Raw genomic sequence first — 24,339 nt, forward strand, 5'->3', positions numbered from 1 at the left:
ATAACAGCCTCAGCGGCAGCAAACCGCGCAGGAACCTGCCACGGCTAATGCGAAGCATCGGCATCTTCATCTTCCCCGGAGTACAGGCCCTCGACGTCACCGGCCCGGCCGACGTGTTCGCCGAGGCGAACGCTTTCGTTCCTGAAGCGGAGAGGTACGAAGTCCTGCTCGTCGCAGCGACTGCCGATGCGGTGAGCGCGTCGAACGGAATGAGGATCCTGCCGGACGCGGCGGTCGTACAGGGCAAGCCTCCGCTGGACCTCTTCCTGGTGCCCGGAGGTCCGCTCATCCCCAGATCCGTCGCTAGCGCCAGTGTTCTGGCTGCGGTTCGCGAAGCAGCCGCATGCTCCGAATCTTTCGGCTCGGTGTGCACGGGAGCTTTCCTTTTAGGCGAAGCGGGACTTCTCGACGGTCGGCGCGTCACGACTCATTGGCAGCACGCGGGAGCACTGGCTGCGTCGTATCCGCGAACCGACGTGGACCCGGACAAGATCTTCATTCGCGACGGCGACCTTATTACTTCGGCTGGCGTGACAGCGGGCATCGACCTCGCCCTGGCGATCGTGCGCGAGCACCACGGCGCCCGAGTTGCGAACGCCGTGGCGAGGAGGCTCGTAGTCGCCGCCCAGAGGCAGGGCGGCCAGTCTCAGTTCAGCCCCTATGCCGAGATCGCCGGCGACATCGGCTCCCCCATAGCAGCAGTGAAGACGTACGTGATGGCCAACCTGCGAAAGAAGCTCTCGGTCGCCGAGCTGGCGGCCGCCGCGGGCATGAGCGGCCGCTCGTTCGCGCGAACGTTCGTCGATCGCTATCAGATCACCCCCGCCGACTTCGTGGAGCAGGCGCGGCTGGAGGCGGCCAAGGCCGCCTTGGAATCGTCGGACGCACCTCTGAAGCTCGTTGCGCACGACTGCGGCTTCCGGACGGCCAAGCACATGAGCCAAGTTTTTCTGCGCAGGCTAGGGATGACGGCGGCACAATACCGGACACGGCAGGCGCAAGGCCGGCAGGGCCAAGCCACCGGCTCTTCCACCTAGCTTTCCCACTGGGATTCGAGGATCACGTCAACGAAGTCCTTGCGCTGGTAGGTGGAATCCATCCGCGACAAGACGTCCGCCTTCACGTTGCCGAAGGTGGTCTCCGGCTTCCTGATGGTTCCGTAGCAGAACGCAGAGATAATTCCGTGCTTGAATCGCAATCCGCGCGGATGACATGAGCAGACCTCGTGACGCTGCTGGGGCGTGAAGTCGTCATAGGCGAGGCCGAGCACGTCCATCTCGACGCCGGCAGTGACTAGCGCCACCGTTGGTCGCTTGTGCTGGGGAATTCCTGGCGTGGTATGGAGCGCGATCGAGTCCCAGACATCGTCGATGTCCCGCTCTGCGACATCGTACGCCTTCAGGAAATCCCTGGCCGCGTTCGCGCCGTCTACCTCGAAGCGCTCAGTGTCGCTCGCGTACGAATCCATCAGACCCATATCGTGGAACATGGCGCCCACGTAGAGTAGCTCCGGGTCGTACTTCAGCTTGTTCCGTTCGCCTGTCAGGGCACCGAAAAGGAACACTCTGCGCGAATGATGGTAGAGAAGGTCGGTTTCCGTATCCCTCACCACCTCCGTGGCGGCTCGAGCCATTGCACTATCGGGCACCTTAACCCCCGCGATCACCTTCGGCTCTTCAGACATAGTTCACTCCTGCAATTCTGGCGCTCCGCGCCTGTGCCAAAACCCTTCGGACGCATCGATACACGATCATTAAGCGGCCGACGGCGACGTCACGCCCAGCGCCAGCGCCACGCCTTCGCCATACGCAGGATCGGCCTTCGCGCAGTTCGCCACATGCCGCTCGCGCACCTCTAAAGAGACCCGCTCCATCGCCCTTGCGGTGTTCGCGAAGAGGACTTCACGCTGTTCTGAGCTCATCATCCTGAAGAGGTTGCCAGGCTGCTCGTAGTGATCGTCGTCCACACGATGATCCCAGTGGGCGGCGCTTCCGCCGATCGCCAAGGGCGGTTCACGGAAGTCGGGTTGCTCGGGCCAGAGGCCTTGGGAATTTGGTACGTATGCCGGCGTCGCGCCGTGATTCCCGTCCGTCCTCATCGCCCCGTCGCGGTGGTACGAGTTGTGCGGGTTCTTTGGAGCATTGACGGGGATCTGATGGTGGTTGACCCCGAGACGGTAGCGCGCCGCGTCCCCATATGAAAACAGTCGGGCCTGAAGCATCCGGTCGGGCGAAAAGCCGATGCCCGGTACCACCGACGCGGGCGTGAAGGACGCCTGCTCCACTTCCGCAAAGTAGTTCTGCGGGTTGCGGTTCAACTCCATCTCCCCGACTTCCATCAGCGGATAGTCGGAGTGGGGCCATACCTTAGTCAGATCGAACGGGTTGACCGGATGCGTGGCCGCCGCGGCCTCCGGCATGATCTGGACGTAAAGCGTCCACCGCGGGAACTGGCCCTGTTCGATGCTGTCGAAGAGGTCCCTGTGGTGGCTCTCGCGATCGCGCCCGATGAGGTCGGTCGCCTCGGCGTCCGTCAGATTTTCAATCCCCTGCCTCGTCTTGAAGGTGAACTTGACCCAGAACCTTTCGTTGGCCGCATTGATGAAGCTGTAGGTGTGGCTGCCGAATCCGTGCATGTGACGGTAGCTACGGGGAATACCGCGTTCGCTCATCACGATTGTCACCTGGTGGAGCGCTTCAGGAAGCGATGTCCAGAAGTCCCAGTTGCTCTCGGGATTTCTCACCCCTGTCCTTGGGTCGCGCTTGATTGCATGGTTGAGGTCGGGAAACCGCAAAGGGTCTCGGAAGAAGAAGACGGGCGTGTTGTTGCCCACCAGATCCCAGTTTCCCTGCTCGGTATAGAACTTCAATGCGAAGCCGCGGATGTCGCGCTCGGCGTCGGCGGCGCCGCGCTCGCCTGCAACCGTCGAGAAGCGCGCGAACATTTCCGTGGTCTTGCCGACGTGCGAAAATATTCGCGCCTTCGTGTACTGCGTGATATCGCGGGTGACCGTGAACGTGCCGAACGCTCCCGCCCCCTTTGCGTGCATGCGCCGCTCCGGGATGACCTCGCGGTCGAAGTGGGCGAGCTTCTCGATCAGCCAGACGTCCTGCAGAAGTGCAGGACCCCGCGGACCGGCCGTTTCGACGTTGAAGTTGTCGACGACCGGCGCGCCGGCTGCCGTAGTCAGAGGTTTTTTCTCGTTCATTCCACAGCTCCTTGCGGAGGCGCGCTCGCCTTCAGCGATCGGGGGCCTCACATGCTCTTACGAATGGCCGGAACATCTTCCTTAAGGAGCCATTAGGCAACGTGAGCGGTGGCCTGGATCCTGCCGAAAGTGGCCGAATTTCAGCCGCGCTCGAACGGCGCAAGAGAGCTGTTGCTCGCTATGATGCCGTCAAGCGCTCGGACATGAAGCCTTCAGACTTGCTCCCTATGGGCCACAATTAAGAGGCGCCGCATTCGGTTGCCCGGCTCCGCGTTGCTGAAGGTTGATGGCTATACTTATGAAGCTCCGCCAGCACGTCCGGTAGGCGCCGTCATGTCGGCCGTAGAAGTCACCGCGCCCAGCTTCTAAAAGCAGACTTACCTGAGGCGAGCTATCATCCAATTTCTACCTTTTGCGCGCTCTTCGGGCCCTGCGGAGTTCGTCCTCAGTTCCGTGATCTCACGCTTTGGGTTCGGCCTTGAGGGCTGGGACGTCACGCAATATGTGCGTCATGAAGTCGATGAAGGCACGTGCCTTCTGGGGTAGAGGACCGCCGCCCACATAGATCGCATGAATGAGCTCAAGGTCGTTAGGGTTGAATTGCTCCAGGAGAGGGACAAGCCGACCAGCTTCTAAATCGTCTGCAACGTGAAACAAACCGAGCCTGGCGATCCCCGCGCCCGCCAGCACCATCTGCTTCATCGTCTGCCCGTTATTGACTATAAGGCTTCCCGCGACCGGTTGCTGGTGGTCGCGCCTATCAAGCAGGAACGGCCAGGAAGGCCGTGACCGCCGGAAATTAAAGGTCAGGCAGTCATGATGCTGAAGATCCGCAGGTGTTTCTGGGGGGCCATGGCGCTCTATGTATGATGGGGCAGCGCATACAACGCGGCGGCTTTGGCCGAGCTTGCGGGCGACAAGGCCACTATCCGGCAGATCTCCCATACGGATAGCCACGTCCGTTTTCTCGGCAACAAGATCGACGATACCATCGGTGAAGCTCAGATCAACAATGAGGCTTGGGTTGCCCTTTAGGAACTGAGGCATCGCAGGGGCTACGAACATGGTGCCAAAGGGAATCGTGGTATTGACCCGTAGCCGGCCCCGAATTGCGCCTCCGGATGCTGCCTCTTCGGCATCGGCCAGATCCTGTAGGATCCGCAGTGCCGCATGATGGTAGGCTTGTCCTTCCTCTGTAAGGGCAAGAGCGCGCGTCGTGCGCATCAGTAGCCGCGCGCCGAGCCTCGTCTCGAGGCGGCCTATGAGCTTGCTCACGGCGGAGGGCGTGATGTCGAGGCTGCGTGCGGCAGCCGAAAAGCCTCCCTCATGGACCACCCTTACGAATACTTCCATTTCCCCAGAACGGTCCATCAGGATCTGCGGCATTGATGATCTCCACTCACAGGTGCTTGTCTGTGTAAGGCAATAGTAGCTGGTAGAGCCTGATCATAAATTTCCCTCCGAAACAACGATCGGAGATTGATCATGGACCTGCAACTGAACGACAAGACTGCGCTGGTAACTGGCGGCACTGCCGGTATCGGCCTCGCGATCGCCAAGGCGATGGCATCCGAGGGTGCGCGCGTCATAATTACTGGCCGAGACCAGGATAAGCTGGATGCGGCCGTCGCCGCGATATCGACATCTGGAGCTTCGTCGATAGAAGGGCTTCTCGCCGACGCCGCAACCGCAGAAGGAGCCTCGACGATCGCCCAGGCGGCACCGTCGGTCGACATCCTGGTGAACAACCTCGGCATCTACGAAAGCAAGGCCTTCGATCAAATCGACGACGCTGACTGGTACAAGCTCTTCGAGGTGAACGTGATGAGTGGCGTACGCCTATCGCGCACTTACCTTCCAGCGATGATCGAGCGCAACTGGGGCCGCGTGATCTTCATCGCGAGCGAAGCTGGTTTGGCGATACCGTCTGACATGATCCACTACGGAATGACGAAGACAGCCCAACTTTCCGTTTCACGCGGCCTCGCGCAACTCACACGCGGCACCAATGTCACCGTAAACTCTGTTCTGCCTGGTCCTACGCGGTCCGAAGGGATCGAAGCCTTCCTGCGCAGTCAGGCTGCGGATTCATCAGCACCGATGAAGCAGATCGAAAGCCAGTTCTTCGCCACCGCCCGTTCCGCATCGATTCTTCAGCGAATGGTCGAGGCAGAAGAGGTCGCCAGTCTCGTGACCTACCTCGCAAGTCCCCGCTCATCCGCCACCAATGGTGCCGCGCTGCGCGCCGAAGGCGGCCTCGTGAATACCATCGCCTAAGGGATCAAACATGTCAGAATCTGCGATCACCATCATTGCAATCACGACCGCCAAGCTGGGCAAGGAGGCCGCTCTTCGCGCCGCACAGGAAGATCTGGTCAAAGAGACGCTGCTGGAGGACGGGTGCTTGCGCTACGAGCTTCACGAATCGCTCGACGACGACCGCGTCCGCATCTTCGTCGAGACCTGGGAAAGCGAGTCGAAGTGGCATGCTCACATGGAAGGCGACGCCATGAGGCGCTTCCAGGCCAAAGGTGTCGGCGCCTTCTTCGCCGACTTCGCGCTCCACCGACTGACCAAGATCGCCGGCTAAACCACCTTCCAAAGGACCTCATCATGAAGAAAACACTGCTCTCGCTCGCGCTTGCAATCAGTTTCGGTCTCGGCGCAGCAACCGCTCACGCCAAGGATGTGCTCGTCGTTCTATCCAGTTCCGATCATCTCGAACTAAAGGACGGCAAGATCTACAAGACCGGCTTCTATCTCAACGAACTGATGCAGCCGGTGCAGGCGCTTCAGAAGGCGGGTCACAAGTTGACCTTCGTCACGCCCGACGGACGCGCGCCTTCCGTCGACAGGGCGTCGATCGACAAGGCATACTTCGGTGGAGATCAGACTGCCGTTGTTGAAGCGCAGAGACAGCTTGATCACCTGGGCCTGCTGTCGCCGGATACCTCTCCGGTCGTGAGTCTTGCAAGGGTGGAGCAGATCGGCCTCGATCAGTTCGACGCCGTCTATGTTCCAGGGGGTCATGCTCCGATGCAGGACCTCCTTCACGATCAGCGCCTAGGGCGCGTGCTCAATCACTTCCACAAGACGGGGAAGCCAACTGCTTTGGACTGCCACGGGCCGATCGCCCTCCTGTCTTCTCTCAAGGATCCAGAAGTGTTCACGTCTGGCCTCGTTACGGGCGAGAGGGTGGTGTCGTCACAGGACTGGATCTATTCCGGCTACAAGATGACCGCCTTCAGCAACCGGGAGGAAGAGATGGCCAAGAGTATGTTCGGCGGCGAGATGAAATTCTACCCACAGGACGCTCTCGTGCGCGCAGGAGGAACATACAGCCAGGCTTCGGACGCTTTCGCTCCTCACGTGGTCATAAATCGGGAGCTCATCACAGGACAAAATCCCGCGTCGGCCCTTATGGTTGCCAAGGAGCTTTTAAAGCGACTGAAGTAAGCGGCTGATGGAAAGGCCTGCGGTAATCTCATTGACCGCTGAAGCGTTGTTTTGCTGCCTCCGAAACTGTGTGGAGCGTCAGAGTTTCCTCTGGTCAACGAGATAGCGACCGCTCCGACGTCGGCTATGCGCCTCCATTTCGGTCGACAGAGACGGCTGTCCCCACACCAGAAGCGGACGTTCGCGCCGCTTGATTTCGGCAGGCAGCGATACTCATTCGCGAACGCTAAGTCGAGGTAGGAAGCGACGTACTCAATGCAGCAGACCTAGGTGCTCAGAGGTCAAGAGCCCGCGATGCGATCACCTAGCCGCTTTCGGACAGCCTCTCGTAGTTGAACCTTGCCAAGATTGTCTAGGATGGAGGCGGGGAGAGGGTCGATCGCTGTTAACAATTGGCGCCCAGGATGATCAGGTTCAAGCAGATCAATAATTTGCTCGGCAGTCGTCCGGTCGCGCTTGGCCAACGCATTAGCCCCGACGAGCAGCAAAGCACGTCGCTTGTTCGAGCTGGCGACCCGCTCGAAGAGTTTGAGGGCAGTTTCTGCTGGAGCATGGGCGCCGACGAGATGAGCCGCTGGCGCCGCCAGGATTGCCGGCGACTTCAGTAGAAACGCGGGCGTCAGACGCCCGACAATGCTTGGGTCCACGAACTCCGCATCGGCCAAGGCATCAAGGGCATCGAGCCGGATCCAGCGCGCTTCCGGAATGCTGACAAGGTCCAAGATTTTCTGCTGAATTCCGGTGCTGCAGCAATGCGCTGCCACGATCAGGGCGTACTGGCTCAGCGTGCGATCCACCGTCGTGTTGGCAAGTTCGAGAAGCGCATCACCGACCGCGTCGGATAGCGGACCGTTGGCTGCAAGGGCAACGACGGCTTCTTGCGCAATATCGAAGCTTTCGGGCTCGTTGTGGTATGGCTCAGCGCTCGACCAGGTGTCATGGATCAGGGCCAACAGCGTTTTGAGGTGATCCGGATGTGGCCGTTCTGCGAGCAGAGTGACCAGAGCGCGGCGGACGCGGCTACCGGGATCGGATGCCATGGAGAGGATTGTCGGCGGCAAAGGGTCGGCGAGTGTCGGCGCCAGATGAACAAGAGCCGCACGGCGCGCATCGGCGCGCTGGTGCCGCAGTGCCGTTTGAACAAGGGCGGCATCGCCAATTGCAATGGCCGCCTCCGTCGCCCTGACGGCATGCTCCGTGCGATTGGCAATCGTCAGCCATTGGGCGATCGCCGGCGAGGCGTCGCCTCCGCTTTCGATGATGACCGGCACCACGAGGTCGAGCGCCACCGCATCGAGTTGGGATGCACAGCCGGTCAGGAGCGCCAGCGCCGGACCGTCGACTCTGCGAGCTTTTCGCTTCGTGGTGGAAAGGGCGTTTAGAATTTCTTCGAATTCATTTGGAAGTGCATCGGTGATGCGCTTCAGCTTGGCGTAGCTGCTTTTCCCAAGCCGCCGGCGAGCGCGTTGCATGGCGGTGAGCAGTGTTACTTGCCGATCAGGCTGCTCGCTATTTGCTTGGAATGCCGCGATCAGCGCATTTGGTGCGACTTTCAAAGCTGTGAGCGCGAGCTCGTCGCGCAGATCCACCTCAGAGGGGACAGAGCAGAGCCGCGCCGCAAGCGCTGGTTCCAAAGTGGCGCGCCAGTGCTCTCGCACCGCTGCCCAGACATTTGGCTCGTCATCTGACCCCTTGCCCGCCGCAAGAATAGCTTGAATCTCATCTTCATTCACGGGTCCGGGAGACATCATGAGCGCCTGCGACCAGGCGCGGACCAACTCCGCGAGTCTCGGATGGTCGGCAAGAACCAGCCAACGACCCTCTCCGCGAAGCTGGCGCACATATGCGTCGATGAAGACACCGGAAGTGTATCCGTCGCCTTCATGGCTCGACTGCGCGGCCTCTTCGACGGCACGATCCCGTTCGCCGTCCTCGATCGCGCGCCACTCCTCTAGGCCGCTCTGAATGTGGTGACGGTGGATGCCCGCAAGGTCATCCAGCGCAGCATGCAAGACGCTCTCAAATCCCTCTAGGTCGCGCACGGCGCCGGCCGCCACGGCATCGGCATTGAGCTCGAAGCCGTTCCCGACCATCTGGCGCGCGGCGTCGAGATAGGCGAAGGTCAAGTTGGGTGCGAAGCGGTCGAGCCGCTTAGCGAATCCCGATCCGTAGTTCCCTCGGTCGAAGCCAAGCTGCTCACGGATAAATCGTTCGGCGACTTTGGCCGCGACCGGGCCCGCGGACACGATGTCGTACCAGGCATCGTCGAAGACCGGCGGTTGCCAATTGCGGACGAAGAAGGAAGCTCCTCGCTGCGTGCCTTTCAACAACCATCGAGCCACCCGGCTCGGTATGGACGCATCGCTGCCTACTTCCGACGCCAGCTCCAACAAGGGCGTGAACTTGGAAGTTGGGTCCATGAGGCTTTCGTCCAGCCAGGCATCGATCGCTTCCTGGCTGCCGGAGTCAATGTCGAAGGCCTGATCAACGTCCTCTCGACGGGCGAGCGAGCGCGTCACCTCAAAAATTCGGGCGGCGGTTTCCAGACCCCAACCTCTATTGGCTGGCGGCAACTGAACCAGCGCGGCTATCAGCGTCTCGATTGCCGACTCGCTCTGGCCCCAATTGTCCTTGACGAAGGCTTCAAAACCTTGTCGGACGCTGGGATGAGCAAAGGCGATGGTGCGGGCCGGCTGGCGCAAATGGCGGGCCGCGACCATGCGGTCTATGAGACGGTCCAAGCCGTCGCCGAGTTCGCGATCAAGGCCGCGTATCGCGCGCTGAAGAGGGTGGAGCCGGCTGCGGTCGAACTGACCCCGTGCCGCCAGCAGCGCCCAAACGATGGCTGAGGTGCCATATGTGTCGATCGACGATAGCGCTCTCAGGACAACGCCTTCCACTGCATCGCGCTGCGCCAAGTCGAGCAACCGGCGAAAGAAGACGTGGTCTTCTTCGCCGACGTCGGGGCCGGTTTGCATGTGCGCAAAGTACAGCTCGATCTCAAGTGGGGTGCTGAGCCTGTCTAGCACCTCGTTCCGAAACGCATACGCCTTGGTCTGCAGGGCGGCCGGCAACTGGTCCATGCGGTTGTCGTGAATGTCGCGGAGTTGACCGTCCCGGTACTGGTCCGCATCCAACTCGACCGACCATGCGTTGAGGCTGTCCCCGACTTTGGCGCTCTGCATCATGTCGCTGCGGGACGTGACGATAAACTGATGATCCGGCGTAGCCTTGGCAAGGAGGCGTGGCAACTGCTCGGTCCAAGCTTCGCTGCCTCCGCGTAGGCTGAATTGGCCCCAAGGATCATCGACGTAGAAGAGGGTCGGTCCGTTGTTGACGACCTTACGCACGCTCGTCGGCGCATCGTCCGCCCCGACAGTGACGACCTCCAACTCACCATTACGCCGTCGCGCGATATCGCTTAGCTTGAGCGCTGCCTGCGTCTTTCCTGCGCCCGAGGGTCCCCGAATGACAACTGCGTTCTTGTCGTTCAGGACCTTGAGCATCTCGTCGAAGTTCGCAGGAGGCACGAAATGCTCGAGGCTGGCTGAGCTGGCGAGAAACCCGCCATGCGCCCGCACCGTTGCGAGAAGGTCATCGCTCGTCCATAGACCGGGTGTGCTGCCTCGAGTACGCCGTCTGGCTTCGAGACGTAGCTTTTGGAGGAGATTCTGCTGCTCGACCTTGGGAACGTGCAACAGGTCCGACATTAGCGCTCGGATATCCGATGCGAGCTGTTTCTCGGTGAGCTTCCCCCAGATCGCGACGCGGCCCTCGGGCGACTCTTTCAATGTGGCATACAGGCTCGGGGGAAAGCCTGCCTTGTCCGCGACGTCTTCGAAGCCTTCGACTAGCAGTCCACGCGCGGCACCTTTTACGTCCGCATTGGTGACGAGCAGATAGCGAGTGTTCGGCTCGTCGAGATGGTGAAGGGCTTTTCGGCGCCCACCTTTTTTGTCAGAGCCGTGCTTGAGCAAGGCTTCGAAATCCTCGATCGACCAGGGCTCGCCGTTGTCCATTTTGACTTGGACGACAAGCTTGTACCCGCCTGCGACAGTTGCACTGGGTTGCAAGCGTCCCGGCACGTGGGGCTCGAGGTCTGCTTCCAAATCCTCCTCGCTCGCTGGTTCGAGCACGAGGCGCGTAGCCGCCTTGGAAATGAGGAGGAGTTGCAGGGCCGCCAGGATTGAGACGTCGATTTGATAGTCGAAACCCGCTTGAGCGGCGGCAGCGCCTCGTAGGGGGCGCTTCGCGTCCGCGCTATCGCTCAAGGGCGGGACCGACGGGCTGGAGCTCAGTCGTTGGGCGTCTTCATTACTATTTGTCGACATCATCGAACACCGAGCGCTTCGTGGCAACCGAAGTGGGAGCCGGAGCTTCCTCCTTCTTTTGCGTCACGATGTGCGTCCAATCTGCTTCGTCTTCTAAACCTTCCTCCCGCTCGCGCTTGCGCTCCTCCAGTCCCTTGATTGACCTCTTTACCTGATCACGCGCGTCGTCGATCAGGGCTGTGGCGTCCGCGTCGACACCGATCGCCTCAATGTGATCGAGTAGACCAAGAAGCTTCTTGAAGTGGCTGTCAGGCTCGTCGTCCAAGTCAGCGTCGGCGACGATCTCCTCGATCCGCTCTTCGAGCGAAGGCAGCACGGTTGTTCGCAGCGCCAACCCTATACCGACCAGTCTCAGCGGCGGTATGAGCGCGAGCATCTCTGGTTCGTCGAAGACGGAAGCATCCAGGTTCGTGAGCACGGCGTATTCGAGGTTGTCGGCCGCCTCCGAGCGCAGATCGTCGGGCAAGACGCCGAGATGATGGGCTCGGGTGTGGGCCGCGATCTTGGGATTGTTGCCAGCGAGGTCGGTTCGCCAGCAGGACCGTCGAAGTAAATCTGGAAATTGCTGGACAGCTTTGGCGAACACGGGTCCACTCGCCCGATAGGATAGGAAGTGGAATAGCATCCAATTGCGGTGCCATTCATTGGGGGTGTGGCCGAGCCGGGCGACCAGAGCGTCGTCAAGCGTCGTCGGGATGACAAGGGCGTCTCGAATCAGAGGCGAGCCCTCGCATGTGAAACTATTGAGAATGGTGTCGATGGTCGCGCCCCGTATGAGCGCGGCCATCATGTGCGGCTTCTGGCGCAGGATCTCCGTCAGCGCGTCGGATATGGTCGGATGGGCGAAGGTCCATTTTGATCCGGAGAGCTTGAGGAACGAGCCTTTCAGCTCAGCGAAACAATCCTGGATCTTGGTGAGGCTGTACGACGTCAGCTCCGCGACCGCTTGGGCAGCCGACACATCGTGGTCGCTGGGATCGAAGCCGGCTTGATGGACGTAGACTAGAATGAGCGCGGCTTGAAGCTGATCATCCAGGGCATTAACCGTATCGATCAAATGCTCTGTCGGCTCTTCCATGAAGCGAACAAGGGAGCTTTCGCGAGGAGCGAGCCCCTTGGTGAAGTTGGGGTCGCCAAGACGTTCGGCAATCCCAGGAAGAAAGTCGCGAACGGCGGCGACGGCAATTAGGTGTGGCTTGACGCTTGATCGCCAGCTCTGGCTCTGCTCGCCGAAGTTCACATGATTATAGAGGATCTGCGCCTTCTCTTCGAATGTCAGTGCGCCGACATCGACGACGGCGCTGCCATCAGCGAATTGGGCGAGGTTGCGTTGTCCGAGCCGACGCCGCGCCGCTTCATAGATATGCTTGCGGGAGGTCAGGAGAAAGCGGTTGCCGTGCTTGATCGCGGCTCGCAGCTTCGAGAAGGCCGACGCCCAGTCCTGCACATAGTCGTCGCGTAGCACATTCGAGCCGAAGGCGTCATCGATCCAGAAGAAGCGGCCCGGATCGTTCGGATTCCATCCCACCTCGAAATCACGGGGACTGGTCAGAGCGAGAACGGTGTTATCCGGGTTTTCCGAAGCGATGGTCGAGACGATCGCGCCGATCGCCGATTTGCCGCTCGAGGGGTTGCCCAACAGCAGCACTACGCCGTGGTTGGAAATGGCGTTGACGGCGTCGCGATGGGCCTTCGTGGGCACATAGGTGCGGAGCTTTGGAATCCAACTGTCAAGCAGCGCCCGGCTTTGCTCGCTTAACCGCTCGTCCACAATCGAGGTGAGGTCCCCCAAGCCGTAGACCTGCGGGACGAGGGCCCGCAGCCGCGCGCTGGTTCTGATAACTCGGACGATATACTGACGACCAAGAATGTGAGGCTTACGCACGCCGAGCGCCCGAAGTCTGGCGCGCATCGCCGCCGCAACAGGCGCATCTACGCTCATGTTCGTCATGAAGGCGTAGGTGTCCGCCTGACCGGCCTTAACCAGTTCCTCGACATTCTCAAGCTCGACCGTGAGATCGCTGAGCTTCAAGGTCCTCATGGCATCGGACGTGTGCTTGCATTGGACCGTGCCGATGAGCGGTGCGTCTGGTCCCGAGGGAATGAGGAAGACCGCGTCCTGGCCGCCGTCCTGTGCTTCACGGAATATCTCTACCGGTCGGCCGAGCACGACCTCGCATACCTGCGAACAGAGATCCTGAAACGCACGCCAGCCAATGGTATGTAGCGCCAGATCGCTCCAGGGTCCGTGCGCTCGACGTCCGCGCGGCGCCAGGGGCTCGATTTGCGCGCTCTCGGCCGTCATGCGGTGGCGACACCACGCAAAACACCGACCGGCATCGGATTGATCTCCTGGTCAGTGACCACGCTTGTTGCGCCAAGCAGTCCAAGGTCGATGTCGAGGCGCCGGCCTCTCTCCGTTGAGGTGCTCACCAAGCGCCGGCACAAGAGATCGGCCAGCGCGGGGTCTTCGACGGCGCAAATTATTTGGCGCCCGTCCAAGCGCAGAGCGGCGAGCACTTCGACCAGGTGAAGGGCCCTGAAATCGTCGATGTGCTGAACGGGGTCGTCGAGTAGAAGGGATCTCAGCGGTGTCCACGCCCGCGCAAGATGGACCGAGAGAAGGAAGGCGAGACCGGCGGCGCGGCGCTGACCGCTGCTAAAGACGAATTGCGGGTTCAGCCCGTCGCCCACCTTGAGGCTGAGGAAACGCCGGACGTCACCGCGGATGCTGTAGTCGATCGTCCGCCAATCGGCGTGCGGTCGCAGGCGCTGATAGAGCTCGTTGAGCAGAGGACTGATCTGAGCAAGGCGCTCATCGATGATTTCCGCGCTCACCCGTTTGACCGAGCGTTCGATTTCGCGGGCCGCTGTGACGGCATTTTGCGACTGGCTGACCGCCTGCGCCAGCTTCTCGATTTCAGCTCGTAGCGCCGAGATGTTGCTTTCGATCGACGACATTCGCGAGACCGCTTGCGAAGCCTCCAATACGAGTAGCGCGCGCTCGAGGTCGATCAACCGGTCGCGTTCCAGAGAAATGGCCTGCTCCAACCCGTCAGGATCCTGGATGAAGCGGTGGTCGAGCCCCCACTGATCGTAGAAATCGACATGCGCCGCTTCCAGATCGCGCAGACGCCGCAAGTCGTCCGCATGAGCTTGAACCGCGGCGATGGCTGTCTGCAACGTGAGGCTGGGTTGTCGCGCGTTCTGTTTCGCGGTGGCGAGAGCATCACGAGCGGCCTGAACGCCGGACGCCAGTGATGTAATCCGTCGACGCGCGGCGGCCAGACCGGCAGCGAACTCTTCCGATGTCCGATTGGCTGCGCATAGCGGGCAATGATCGTCGTGTAGCCCGAGACGCTCGCCGTGTTCAACGAGGAGACTCAGCGACGCCGCCATCGCGTCCATCTCTTCTTCCTGCGAGAGACGTTGTTCGGCTTCCGAGAGCGCTCGCTGTGCGGCCTCATGCTCGCGCTGCGCCGCTTCGTGCGCTGCGGATGCGGCATCGCGGTTCGCTACAGCCTCTGGAGCGTTGTAGAGCGCCTGCGCCGCCGCGACCTCTCGGCCGAGTTGAAGCGCTTCGCCCATCCGACCCAATCTGGCTCGTCCGTTTGCGAGCGCGCTTCGACCTGCAGCCAGACGTGCCGTCAACTCGGTGGGCGCATCCGGCGCCGCGGCGGCGATCACCTGAAGCGCGCCGGACACGTCCCCTGATCGGCTGAGCGCGGCTTGTGTCTCGGACTGCTGCGTCAGCCTGTCGGCCAGTCGCGAGCGGGCAGCCTCATAGGCAGCCTCGTCTTTGGTGTGCGCGGCTTCGGCGGCGGTCACGACTTCCTTGGCTCTGCTGCCGGCTTCCGAGCCTTCCAATGCACCGAGCGCCGAGCGCACGAGATCAAATCGCTCGGTTTCGGTGAGATCCAGGCTGAGGGCGGCGATCCATTCGTCGCGGATGATCGACGTCCGGGTGAGCTGCCGAAGTGCGTCGTCTGGCGCAGGTCCACGGCAAAGCGCAGCGTGGATTTCCTCCGGTGAGCGATCAGGGCCGCCTTCCCGCGTCCGCGTGATGGTGAATGGGTTCCCGCTGTCGTCGACGAAAGAGGCTGTCACGTAGTGGGCTTTGGGAACACCTTCGCCGCGCCACCAAAGGTAATCGCTCAGGCTCTCCTTCGCTGCCTTTTCGACGCTGTACTTGTCGATGGAGCCTGTGATCGCGAACTCGACCGCATCGCACAGCGTGCTCTTGCCCACGCCGTTACGACCGGTGATGACGGTGAAGCCCCGTCCGAAATTGATCCGGACGAGATCTCTGAAGCCACGAAAGCCGCATACTTCGATGAAATCGAGCCTCATGACGTCGCCCCCAAGATGCGAGCGATCTCTGCCGGCGTGGTTTCGCTGAGAAACGCGGTCACGGCATCCGGAGGGATATCCTTCAGCCTGGTCCGCAGTCTCGTTTCGAAATTGGACGCGCCGAGCAGCGGCTTGGAGCGTATCGACAGCAGCGGTAGAAGCGCCTTCTCAACGTCATCAGGTGTGGTGATGGAGGCCCTCGCGATCTTTCGGGTCAAAGAGAAATCCTCTTCGATACGCTCGATCTCTCGCCCTCGGCGTGCATCCTGACCCGGGGTCAGAAAGACCGAATAGACGTTCCATGCCTTTGCTCCGGCTCCGCGTAACGAAGCGGCATGCCGAGCGAGCACGGTTTGCTGGTTCTCCTTCCAGGTGCCGAGGAGAGCATCTGCACTGTCGAAGACGTGGACGAATCCCATCAGCGCCGCGTTTTCGAAACAGGTCACCGGGCCAGCCGAGCCGGTCCACGCCCAGGTTTCATACTGTGCGTCGCGGAGGAGGATTTCGGCTTGCGTGAAGATGTCCATCAGATGCCCAACGCAGCTCTTGCCCCAGGAAGGTCGTACCATTCACCCGCTGGGTCCGGACGAATGACGTCACCGGCGCGCCCGCTGCGCACGACATTGTCCGGCACGCCCAGGTCGGTCGCGCCTACCGCGACAACAATATCGGACTGCATCGCGGCAGGCGGTTCGACGAATTTCCCGCGTATCGTCCCAAGGATGGATTGCGCCCCGTTGAGGACTCGGATGGTCCGGCCGTTCAGATCATAACCATCAGCGCGTTTAACGGCGCCCGCCTGACGGAGCAGCAAGTGGAAGAAGCCGAGAGCTTCCGGATTTGCTGGGCGCAGGAGCTTAGCCGGCTCCGCCGCAGAGACGCCTTCGGCATCCCGCCTCAGACCATAAAGGGCTTCGCTGTCGAAATCTCCGACGTCTAGCCAAGCCGGGTCACAGTGGGCTCCGGTAGCTTGCTCGAAGGCGGCTCGTCCGGCTTCCAGGACCTGACGTAGGTAGTTCGATGAGAAGGCTCGACGAAGCTCGTCGAGCGCCGCAGCTCCTGACTCTTGCACGTGTTCGAACGTCACATTTTGTGCGTGCGCGATCTCCCAGAGTTGCGGGGCTTTCTGCTCGAGCGCGTTTGTCGGCGAGAGGTCGATGACGGTCACGGACAGCGGCTGTACGTCGATCAGAGCTTCGCCGATCACGGCATTGAGGTATTCCCAGTCCGACCAGAAGCCGACGACGAGCAGATCCTTCTGCCGAAGGTTGGCAGCCATCCAAACTTTGCTTCGCGCAATGCGCCCCGAGATGGTCGGATCGTTGAGCTGCGAAGGCGCCCAGACCGTGGCTTGCCGATCACGGTGGGAGCAGCCATGGAATTTCAACAAGGGTGCCTGCCGGACGGAATCGGCTGTGGCTTCGTCTCCGTCGAGCGAGCCACGGAAGTCCGCGCCGTAGTCCCAAGCGCGTCGCTCGATCAGCGTATCGTAGTTGCTCGATATGCCGGCAACGGCGGCGCGGGTTATGAGGAAATCCGCGATCGCGGCATGCCCTGTATTCGAAGGCCGCACAAAAGCGGGCCAGGGCACTAGATGTTCGATGAAGACCGATTGCAGGGTGTTGAGGCCAGCAAAGTGCTCGGCGAGTGCCTCCAGATTGTCCCGAAGACCGAGGTCGCAGTTCGGGTCAGATTCGAGACGGTATTTGTCGAAGCACCTCTCGGCCACCGTACGGGCCGATGGCAGGCTGCTGGGCGGCGCCATCGAGAGTCCGGCGCCGCAGACCACGAGAAGGCGGCCGGCGTTCATGGAAGCTAGAAGCCGAGCGATCGTCTGAGGGGTCAAACGCGCCCCCGTCTGGCATCAGCGTGCTGACCTAACGTCTTCCTCTTTAAATGAGCCATGTCACCTAAATGCTCGACTGGCTTGGACGGCGACTTTAACGGCATCTCAAGTTTTCCCCCTCCACCCCCCATGACGGAGCGTAGAGAGGTGCATATCATACTGCCTCTCAAAGCGAAATTCTGAAAGCTGCACTACGTTCATTGCTGGGCGGATTTCGAATTAGATGACCTGAACGGCAGCTATGAACCCTGTAAACTCGAAACGAGACAGTCGGCTCCGGGCCGGACTCGGACTATGCATCCTTCCCATCGATGTCCGCTATCTCCGTTCGCCTTCCCAACACCGGACAGTCGCCTCACGGCCCCTTAACGGACTCTTGATTAAACAAGATGCTGCCGACAATCGGCCCAGCTGAAAACTGCACTAGAGCCTCCAAAGTTCAACAGAGTGCCGCATCTAACACTTCGCCGGGAAGTATCAGACATCGCCATTGTCCATCAGGATCGATGCCGCCAAGAATGCCTCCTTAGTGTTCTGATCTTGAAGATAGGAGACCATGCGGCTGAAGTTGGTGTCCGTCAGGTTTGCAGGCATCAGGACGGTTGCGGAAGACATTTCCTCCCTCGTTACGGCGCTGTCGCCATCCTGATCCATGCGATCGCTGTAGTTGAATTTCGGGCGGCCCATTCCATCAGTCGGGACGCCCGGCCTAAGCATTTCGTCGAATGCGCTAACCTCGTCTCCGTTAATCTTTCCATCGCCGTTGCGGTCAAACTTTCCGAATGCGCCGTTAAGCATGCTTGTCAGCGGGTTTCCATTGATAGCAGTCATGACCTTCTCCTTTCACAGGCGGCGCCGGCTGGCCGCCGCCGTTCGGTATAGGAAGAGAAACTTGCATGAAGCTATCGACTCCGCATTGCAGACTACCGGAGTACCTGCTGTTCCGGCGCCGCCGCAACGCGGCTCAAGCATCAGGTATTTTGAACGCCGCCGTCAGCGGCTTTGCAGAAGCTTGAAATGCGACAGGCCTCCGCCGTCAAGGAACCGTACGATCTCCCTTAGGACCCAGACCGGCCTCCCCGTAAGAAGGAGCTCCGTCGCCGGCTTCAATCCGGCGGCACGCAGCACCCCAACGAGCACCTTGGTTGAAGCAACGCGTCCGCGCTCTTTTAGAAGTTCGAGTACCCCATTTGTGAGCACGTATGTGCGCGCGAATTCATCAAGGTCCTTTTGTACCATCTTGCGGGGTAGAAAGCCTGCTGCGACCAGCTGGTTGACGTTCAGCGGCCCTATGCCTAGGACCTGCGCGGCTTCGGCCTGATTGAGAACAAGCGCGCCTCTGGACTGCCCCGGAGTCTGTAAAATGTCCGTGAGGATGGCGATGTGCTCGACTGCGATCCGGCTCGTGAGGGCGGCGAGCCTGCCCTCCCGCAGCCATATCGGCAGGCGGCCGCCCAGAATGTTCTCGATGATAGTAGGCCATAGGTCAGCCGGCCTTTCGGGCAGCCTGTTCACCGCCTTCCTAAGCCGAACGTGCATCTCGGGGCACTCGTCGTTCCTGACCAGTGCGACGATCCTGTCGAGCAAGTCGTCCACCGATTTGGCGAGGTAGTAATCGTTACCGATCATGATGTCGATCACCGCCCCCGTTTCGCGTTCGAGTAGCCCCTTCTCTGCAAGCTGCCTTAGTCCCGAGCGCGATATCCCGAGCCGGTTCACGACTTCCTGGGACGCCACTATCCTGTCTTTCTGCCTGAGGATCGTCTCGATCTGATCGCGCCTGAACAGGATAGGACCGTGAGAGCCAGCCGATTGTATCATTTCTATTTCGGGCCGTCGTCCCAGCCTCGTCATGTGCTTTCCCGTGCAGCCCAGCTCGGCGTGGGCGTCTGCGATCGTCATGAGATCCGCCCGGTACCTGTCGGCGCTTCTCCGGACGGTCGGGAGCGCGGAGGCGGTCATAGCCATATCGTCGTCGATCGCCTTCCTGACGAGGTCTCTCACGGCCTTCGGGACGTTCTTGTAGCCCGTGACCCTCAAGAGCGGCCCCAGCTCCTTTCGGACGCCGTAATGTCCCGGCCTTTCGTCCGACCGCTCCCGAACCTCGGAGGCAAGCTGATGAAAGCCCTCCGGCCAGCTGAGGATTGTGCGCCCCATCTTAGCGAGCAGGTCCGGAGTGACCCGACGATAATCCTCGTTGGTCATCGGACGCCACAGCGCGTTCGGACTTTCGCCCGGCTCCGGAATCACCGCACAGCAGAGCGACACCACCATTTCGAAGAGTTCGCCCCGCGACAGGGCCTGGAGGCCGGGATGGAGTCCGGCACAATCCGATCTCCTCTCCGGGTCCGGCTGGACGAGGCCCGTGACAAAATCAAGCGCCATCTGGTCGGCGACCTCCACGACCGGCTGGGGGTAGTCCCTGAGATCGACGGAAGGCCGCCGAAATCCTTCGTGGTCCGTGCGGAGGCAGCTGGCGCAGGACCAGGGTTCGAGCACGCGCCAGAAGTTGAACTTCACACCGCACACGGGGCAGCGGTCGATCAGCTGTTCCTTCGTCTCCGGGTCGAACGAGAATATTCGGACGGCCCAGACGGCCTTGAGGTGCGGCGATTGCCGCAGCGAACGCGGGGAGACGCGCCTGCGCCGCAGTTGCAGATGCCGGGCCCGGACCGGCGCGCCGAAGAAGTCCAGCCAGCCCTTCATGCCGGCGACCTCCTTGTAGAGAAGCGGCCCGACGCCCGCGGGGTCGTCGAGACCAAGCACCCGTGCGAGATGGACGAGTTCCTCGGGCGCTAGCCGGAGCGTCTTCGAAAGGAACGAACCCTTCCTGCCGGCCAGCGCCAGGATCCAGTCGGTCTTGTCGTAGCCGTTCTCGGCGGCGGCGCGGAGAAGAAGCTCGCCCAGTCCCTCCCCTGGAATCGGCCGCACGGCGTGAACGAGGCTCGACATGTCGTCTACGAGCCCGACCGTCATGTCACCCCTCCAGCCTGCTGCGGCGATCGTCCGTCGGGGCGCCACGTCCCCGCGTCCTCTTGAAGGGATTGCTGGTGACCACTCTTCGGGGGATCGCCCAGGAGTCGGTCGCCTCTGAAAGATGATCCCTCGTCACGCAGCTCGCGCCTTCCGCCAGGGCGATGATGCAGGCCTCGCAAACGAGGTTGCACGCCGCGCCCATGTAGCCGTGCGAGATCTCGTGCAGGCGGTACGGGATGTCGCCGGCGACGAAGTCGCTCGCCTCGGCGAACAGTCCCTCCTGCTTGAGCTTCAGCCCCAGCTTCCCCACGAAGGCGATAAAGTCGTTCCTTTCGCCCTCCTTGCTGAAGTTCGCCGGATCGAACTGCAGTTCCTTAAGGCATCTCTGGGCGAGCTGTTCCTCGTTGAAAATGAAATGACGCGCCTCGGGGATGCCCACGAACATCATGGGAACCACGCCCTTAATCATCATGTTCTTCAGCGTGTCGGTAACCTCGAGGCTTTCGCGCAGGCCGCTCCGGTCGGTCGTGGTCCCGCTCTCTCGGGCGAGCCGGTGCGACAGGTGCTGGATCTCGTCGATGAAGACCAGCTCCGTGCCGCAACGCCGCAGATTGTCGTAGACCCTCTTCAGAAGGTTGTCGGCCGTTCCCGTTACTGCGTAGGGGTCCCCGATCGCAGTCAGGATGTCCGACGCGAGCGTCTTGATGGTGGCCTTCGCGGACAAGGTCACGTGCAGGACCAGCTTCTGCCTCGCCGCGATCGTCTGACGGTCCATCGTCGGCGGGAAGAGCCCCTGCGCGATCGCGTCGTCGACGACCACTGTCTCGATGTAGTGCCTGACAGTGGTCGATTTTCCGGCCTGCGACGGCGCGAACAGCGTTCCAAACCTCTTCGGCGACAGCGGCGACATCCGCTTCGTCTTGCGAAGTTCTCCGAAGAACTTCTGCGCCTTGTTCAGGCGGTCGTGCCTGATGCGCCGGTCTTCGAACATGACGTAAATGTCTGCTTCCGTAACGTCGTCGCGCATTTTTGGTTTCCCTCGTCTACGGTTTCGATCAGTCAAGGTCCTTCGCCAGATCGTCGAGAAGGGACTTGGAGTCGCTCACGACGTAGTAGTTCTCTCGGGTCGGGCAGGGCGTCGTCGGCCGCGGGCTTGCGCTCTGCTGCGTGCTGGCTGCTGCAACGCCCGCCTTCGGGTGCGCCGCGCGCAGATCCGACCGCTGCGTCTTACCTGCCTTTTTCGGCCGCCCCCGCCGGACTCCCTTGGAGGGAATGCGATTGCCTGCCTGCAGCACCGCGGCCATGCCGTTTGGCAGCTCCGCGGTCGACATGCCCATCGGCGACGGCTCGGCGTAGGCCTCCACGATGTCGCCCGGAGCACGTTCGAGCTCCCGCTGACGGATCCTGACCGCTTTCCTCTGCTCGGCGAACGGAAGCACGGCTATGTCTCCCGATAGCTTGTGCGTAAACGCGGAACGTGCGGCTAGCTTCTCCTCGTCCGAGTGGAAGGCAGCGTTCACCTTCCTCGCGAAATCCTTGATCAGGCCGGCTCCGTGCCAGCTGAGGCCGCTCGAAAAGCGGCGATCGACATTGGGCAGTCTGACGTACTCCTTGGCGGCAAAGTCCCAGACGTTCACGAACGAGCAGTCGGTGGGGTCCTTGACCACCTGAACCGGGATGGTGGCGCCGCGCAGCCTGGACCTGGGCTGTCGCGACGGAGGCGCGTGTCTGACGAGCGAATCGAGAAGCCGGCCGGTGAGCGCGGCGTCGTGGAAGCGGTGTCCGTCTACGAGGACGCCGTCCCTGGTAAGGCTGGCGCTGTCCACAGCGCCGAGCGCCCTGTCGAGCGCGGAGACGTCGTCTAGGATATTCCGGCCCACCTTCTCAAGGCTTTTCGACCAGGCGCGCGCCCTCGCCATGCGACGCCGCCTGCAGTCCTCGAGGTTGTGGCGCGTGACCAGATAGTCCCAGCCGAGCGCTTCCAGCTCGGCGACGGTCCGAGTGGCTTCTTCTCGAGGCTTGAGCTGCAGGGCCGACATCTCGCTCGGCTTGAACGGAACCGCTCCGTCGCCCTTGTGCCAGACCTGCTTGTTGAGGACGTGGAAAAGGTGCTCGACGAAGGTCTTGTACTCGCCCGTCTTGACAGGCGCCCATTTCACCCTGATGCCGAGGCTCTCGCACCCGGTCTGGAAGGACTTTCCGACGTTCTCCCATCCGTTATCGACCACGAGGTAGAACGGTGCGCCCCAGCCGGTCGTCGCTCCCTTGTATTCGCCGTATCGTTCGAGGAGGAAGTTTTTGGGCTTCATCACCTGCTTCAGACACGCTGTCACGGTCGTGAGAGAAGGCGGCTCGAGCGTCAGGATCAATGACAGGACCAGTTCCGAATAAACATCGACTGCCGCGACGATCCATGGGCGCTCTCGGAAGATCTCGTTGCCGTCTTCGTCGAGCACGATCGCCCATTGATCGCACCTGGTGTGGTCTATCATCACGTACTGAAGCGCGTGCTCGGCGTCGATGGAGGGGCTTGAGCCGTGGAATTGGCGGTCCGCCGACGGCCTGCCGTACTTCTTACAATGCCTTTCATAGGTCTCCGCCTTCAGGATCCACAGCCGGACTGTGGTTCGGTCGACCCTCTTCGGAGGCTTCAGACCCGCGGCTACCAGCTTTCGCACGCCGATGTCGAAGAGCTCGAAGAACCGCGATATCGCGTCCAGCTGCTCCACGCCCCTCTCGCTCCAGTAGAAATCAATCGCCGCCTGCTTGGCCTCCAGGACGAACGGCGGATAGCGTTTTTCAGGATCGTGCACTCCGTGGTCGCCCAGGTACATCGCGAGCGTTCGCTGTCCGGGTTGGCCGATTCGTCGCGCCCGATGCAAAGTCGAGTAGGAGGGAAGCCATGTGATGCCCTGCGCGGCTGCTTCGTTCCTGAACCGCCTCGTAAGAGCCTCCACCGGACGTCTGGAATCCGCCACCTCCGGCGCCTCGTCCCACTTTCTGATAAAGAATAGGACGGCTCTCGCCTTCTCGTACTTGACCGAAGCGGCTTCCGCGGCGGCTCTCTGCTTGTTCGTTAGCTTCTGATTATTGGGATCCGCCAGCATCGCCGGTTCGATATGTTCCCGCGGCCTCTGGTCCGACGCGAAGCGGTACCGCAGCAAGGCGGCGTTCCCGACGCCGCGCATGAGCTCGAACTCGTTCTCGTCTATCGTCCGGGTGCGCCCCGTCGTCTGGTTTACGAAAACGAGCCTGCCGCTCCGCAGCCGTTCCTTGAAGTCGAAGATCGCGCCCTCCCCGGCAGCCTTCGACCTTATCCTAAACGTCTGGCCCGGCTGCATTGGAAGCTGAGACATCGGTCTGCGCTCAGATGCCGGCGACGACGCGTGCCGTCCCCGACCGGTATCTGAGCACGTCGAACGAAAGGACGCCCCGGATCTGCAGCGCGTGAGACTTCGCGACGCCCTCGGCACCGGGACCGAGCGCCTCCTGGAGTTCCCGCAAATCCGCCTCCCCGCCGCGTGCGGCAAGAAACTCCAGGGCCAGCACGGCGTCCAGGTTGTCCACCTTGACGAACGTATGGTAGGCGATGAGCCGTAGAACGGCGCCGTCGACGCATGCAATGTCCCGTTCCTCCTCGATCACCGCGAAATGGAAGCCCAGGCTCTCGTATACCTCGCGCGCAAGCATGAGCTTCTGCCTGTATTCGGGATCCCACAGCCTCTTGTCCCCAGGTCTCTTGACCTCCGCCACTATGGTACGGACGTCTCCGGATGTTGAGGCACGGGGCGGCCATTCGAGCGCCGCATTGCCGAACGAACGCCCTTCTTCGAGCGCGGCCGCAAGCGGCGCGTCCACCTTCATCTCGAAGTCCGGGAAATAGACCAGCGGCCGAGTACGCCCGCGCACCGAGATCTCCAGCCGGTGCGGCTGCGCGAGAACGCTCCGGACGTAGGGAGAGACCTCGCAGATCTGGATGACCGATACCTCCGCGGGCGACTCCTCCGGCAGCGCCCTGCCGGACGCCTTGTAGGCGGGGTACCTCCCTACGGGCTTCTTCTGCCGTCCGATGGCCAGGGTCCTGATGGGTCCGCCGTCGGCCGCCCGGACGATCATCGCCGAGAACCCCCGTGGACCGGTGCGCTTCGCGGGCTGGTGCATACAAGATCTCC

The 24,339-nt window shown here is 61.5% G+C and carries 17 protein-coding genes; 4 read left to right on the top strand and 13 right to left on the bottom strand.

Features of this window, described 5'->3' with window-relative positions; translation table 11 throughout:
• The first annotated feature begins 47 nt into the window (after positions 1 to 47).
• Positions 48 to 1,037: a GlxA family transcriptional regulator gene (locus E2F50_RS03710; RefSeq protein WP_133314689.1), complete on the top strand. Its 990-nt coding sequence runs from the start codon at positions 48 to 50 to the stop codon at positions 1,035 to 1,037.
• Here the strand turns inward: E2F50_RS03710 and E2F50_RS03715 are convergent.
• From E2F50_RS03715 to E2F50_RS03725, 3 genes are all read right to left on the bottom strand, one after another.
• Positions 1,034 to 1,684, bottom strand: a complete 651-nt coding sequence (locus E2F50_RS03715) for an HD domain-containing protein (RefSeq protein ID WP_133314690.1) — start codon at positions 1,682 to 1,684, stop codon at positions 1,034 to 1,036. The genes E2F50_RS03710 and E2F50_RS03715 overlap by 4 nt on opposite strands.
• A gap of 69 nt (positions 1,685 to 1,753) precedes the next feature.
• Positions 1,754 to 3,208, bottom strand: coding sequence for a catalase (locus E2F50_RS03720; protein ID WP_133314691.1), 1,455 nt, complete (start codon positions 3,206 to 3,208; stop codon positions 1,754 to 1,756).
• A 459-nt stretch (positions 3,209 to 3,667) separates the two neighbouring features.
• The gene (locus E2F50_RS03725; protein ID WP_133314692.1) at positions 3,668 to 4,594 is read right to left on the bottom strand and encodes a LysR family transcriptional regulator; all 927 of its coding nucleotides are present in this window, start codon (positions 4,592 to 4,594) and stop codon (positions 3,668 to 3,670) included.
• Positions 4,595 to 4,693: 99 nt separating this feature from the next.
• Here E2F50_RS03725 and E2F50_RS03730 point away from each other — a divergent pair, with 99 nt between their 5' ends.
• Genes E2F50_RS03730 through E2F50_RS03740 form a run of 3 tightly spaced genes read left to right on the top strand, consistent with a single transcriptional unit; the run spans position 4,694 to position 6,664 of the window.
• Positions 4,694 to 5,485, top strand: a complete 792-nt coding sequence (locus E2F50_RS03730; protein WP_133314693.1) for an SDR family NAD(P)-dependent oxidoreductase — start codon at positions 4,694 to 4,696, stop codon at positions 5,483 to 5,485.
• Between the two features lie 10 nt (positions 5,486 to 5,495).
• The gene (locus tag E2F50_RS03735; RefSeq protein ID WP_133314694.1) at positions 5,496 to 5,798 is read left to right on the top strand and encodes a putative quinol monooxygenase; all 303 of its coding nucleotides are present in this window, start codon (positions 5,496 to 5,498) and stop codon (positions 5,796 to 5,798) included.
• 23 nt (positions 5,799 to 5,821) lie between these two features.
• Complete coding sequence (locus tag E2F50_RS03740) at positions 5,822 to 6,664, top strand: type 1 glutamine amidotransferase domain-containing protein (protein WP_133314695.1); 843 nt, start codon at positions 5,822 to 5,824, stop codon at positions 6,662 to 6,664.
• Positions 6,665 to 6,945: 281 nt separating this feature from the next.
• Here E2F50_RS03740 and E2F50_RS03745 read toward each other — a convergent pair whose 3' ends face one another.
• From E2F50_RS03745 to E2F50_RS03790, 10 genes are all read right to left on the bottom strand, one after another.
• Complete coding sequence (locus E2F50_RS03745; RefSeq protein ID WP_245515282.1) at positions 6,946 to 10,998, bottom strand: nSTAND3 domain-containing NTPase; 4,053 nt, start codon at positions 10,996 to 10,998, stop codon at positions 6,946 to 6,948.
• Positions 10,982 to 13,300, bottom strand: coding sequence for an nSTAND3 domain-containing NTPase (locus E2F50_RS03750; RefSeq protein ID WP_133314696.1), 2,319 nt, complete (start codon positions 13,298 to 13,300; stop codon positions 10,982 to 10,984). Before E2F50_RS03750 ends, E2F50_RS03745 begins: the two co-directional genes overlap by 17 nt.
• Positions 13,297 to 15,345 (bottom strand): AAA family ATPase, encoded by a 2,049-nt coding sequence (locus E2F50_RS03755; protein WP_133314697.1) that lies wholly within the window; start codon positions 15,343 to 15,345, stop codon positions 13,297 to 13,299. The genes E2F50_RS03750 and E2F50_RS03755 overlap by 4 nt, the downstream gene beginning before the upstream one ends.
• Complete coding sequence (locus tag E2F50_RS03760; RefSeq protein ID WP_133314698.1) at positions 15,342 to 15,872, bottom strand: hypothetical protein; 531 nt, start codon at positions 15,870 to 15,872, stop codon at positions 15,342 to 15,344. The genes E2F50_RS03755 and E2F50_RS03760 overlap by 4 nt, the downstream gene beginning before the upstream one ends.
• Complete coding sequence (locus E2F50_RS03765) at positions 15,872 to 17,191, bottom strand: SIR2 family protein (RefSeq protein WP_133314699.1); 1,320 nt, start codon at positions 17,189 to 17,191, stop codon at positions 15,872 to 15,874. Before E2F50_RS03765 ends, E2F50_RS03760 begins: the two co-directional genes overlap by 1 nt.
• A 477-nt stretch (positions 17,192 to 17,668) precedes the next feature.
• Positions 17,669 to 18,022, bottom strand: coding sequence for an EF-hand domain-containing protein (locus E2F50_RS03770; RefSeq protein WP_133314700.1), 354 nt, complete (start codon positions 18,020 to 18,022; stop codon positions 17,669 to 17,671).
• Positions 18,023 to 18,184: 162 nt separating this feature from the next.
• Complete coding sequence (locus tag E2F50_RS03775) at positions 18,185 to 20,167, bottom strand: hypothetical protein (RefSeq protein WP_133314701.1); 1,983 nt, start codon at positions 20,165 to 20,167, stop codon at positions 18,185 to 18,187.
• A gap of 1 nt (position 20,168) precedes the next feature.
• The gene (locus E2F50_RS03780; RefSeq protein ID WP_133314702.1) at positions 20,169 to 21,194 is read right to left on the bottom strand and encodes an ATP-binding protein; all 1,026 of its coding nucleotides are present in this window, start codon (positions 21,192 to 21,194) and stop codon (positions 20,169 to 20,171) included.
• A 28-nt stretch (positions 21,195 to 21,222) separates the two neighbouring features.
• Positions 21,223 to 23,523, bottom strand: coding sequence for an integrase catalytic domain-containing protein (locus E2F50_RS03785; RefSeq protein ID WP_133314703.1), 2,301 nt, complete (start codon positions 23,521 to 23,523; stop codon positions 21,223 to 21,225).
• Between the two features lie 10 nt (positions 23,524 to 23,533).
• Complete coding sequence (locus E2F50_RS03790; RefSeq protein WP_133314704.1) at positions 23,534 to 24,328, bottom strand: hypothetical protein; 795 nt, start codon at positions 24,326 to 24,328, stop codon at positions 23,534 to 23,536.
• Between the last annotated feature and the right edge of the window lie 11 nt (positions 24,329 to 24,339).

The organism is Rhizobium deserti (assembly GCF_004358025.1).
Lineage (GTDB): Bacteria > Pseudomonadota > Alphaproteobacteria > Rhizobiales > Rhizobiaceae > Neorhizobium > Neorhizobium deserti.

Bases quoted from the DNA above. Each gene is read 5' to 3' on its own strand.
- E2F50_RS03785 (WP_133314703.1), bottom strand. From the start codon at position 23,523: ATGTCTCAGCTTCCAATGCAGCCGGGCCAGACGTTTAGGATAAGGTCG.
- E2F50_RS03770 (WP_133314700.1), bottom strand. From the start codon at position 18,022: ATGACTGCTATCAATGGAAACCCGCTGACAAGCATGCTTAACGGCGCA.
- E2F50_RS03740 (WP_133314695.1), top strand. From the start codon at position 5,822: ATGAAGAAAACACTGCTCTCGCTCGCGCTTGCAATCAGTTTCGGTCTC.
- E2F50_RS03735 (WP_133314694.1), top strand. From the start codon at position 5,496: ATGTCAGAATCTGCGATCACCATCATTGCAATCACGACCGCCAAGCTG.
- E2F50_RS03790 (WP_133314704.1), bottom strand. From the start codon at position 24,328: ATGCACCAGCCCGCGAAGCGCACCGGTCCACGGGGGTTCTCGGCGATG.
- E2F50_RS03715 (WP_133314690.1), bottom strand. From the start codon at position 1,684: ATGTCTGAAGAGCCGAAGGTGATCGCGGGGGTTAAGGTGCCCGATAGT.
- E2F50_RS03780 (WP_133314702.1), bottom strand. From the start codon at position 21,194: ATGCGCGACGACGTTACGGAAGCAGACATTTACGTCATGTTCGAAGAC.
- E2F50_RS03755 (WP_133314697.1), bottom strand. From the start codon at position 15,345: ATGAGGCTCGATTTCATCGAAGTATGCGGCTTTCGTGGCTTCAGAGAT.
- E2F50_RS03760 (WP_133314698.1), bottom strand. From the start codon at position 15,872: ATGGACATCTTCACGCAAGCCGAAATCCTCCTCCGCGACGCACAGTAT.
- E2F50_RS03720 (WP_133314691.1), bottom strand. From the start codon at position 3,208: ATGAACGAGAAAAAACCTCTGACTACGGCAGCCGGCGCGCCGGTCGTC.
- E2F50_RS03775 (WP_133314701.1), bottom strand. From the start codon at position 20,167: ATGACGGTCGGGCTCGTAGACGACATGTCGAGCCTCGTTCACGCCGTG.
- E2F50_RS03750 (WP_133314696.1), bottom strand. From the start codon at position 13,300: ATGACGGCCGAGAGCGCGCAAATCGAGCCCCTGGCGCCGCGCGGACGT.
- E2F50_RS03730 (WP_133314693.1), top strand. From the start codon at position 4,694: ATGGACCTGCAACTGAACGACAAGACTGCGCTGGTAACTGGCGGCACT.
- E2F50_RS03710 (WP_133314689.1), top strand. From the start codon at position 48: ATGCGAAGCATCGGCATCTTCATCTTCCCCGGAGTACAGGCCCTCGAC.
- E2F50_RS03745 (WP_245515282.1), bottom strand. From the start codon at position 10,998: ATGATGTCGACAAATAGTAATGAAGACGCCCAACGACTGAGCTCCAGC.
- E2F50_RS03725 (WP_133314692.1), bottom strand. From the start codon at position 4,594: ATGCCGCAGATCCTGATGGACCGTTCTGGGGAAATGGAAGTATTCGTA.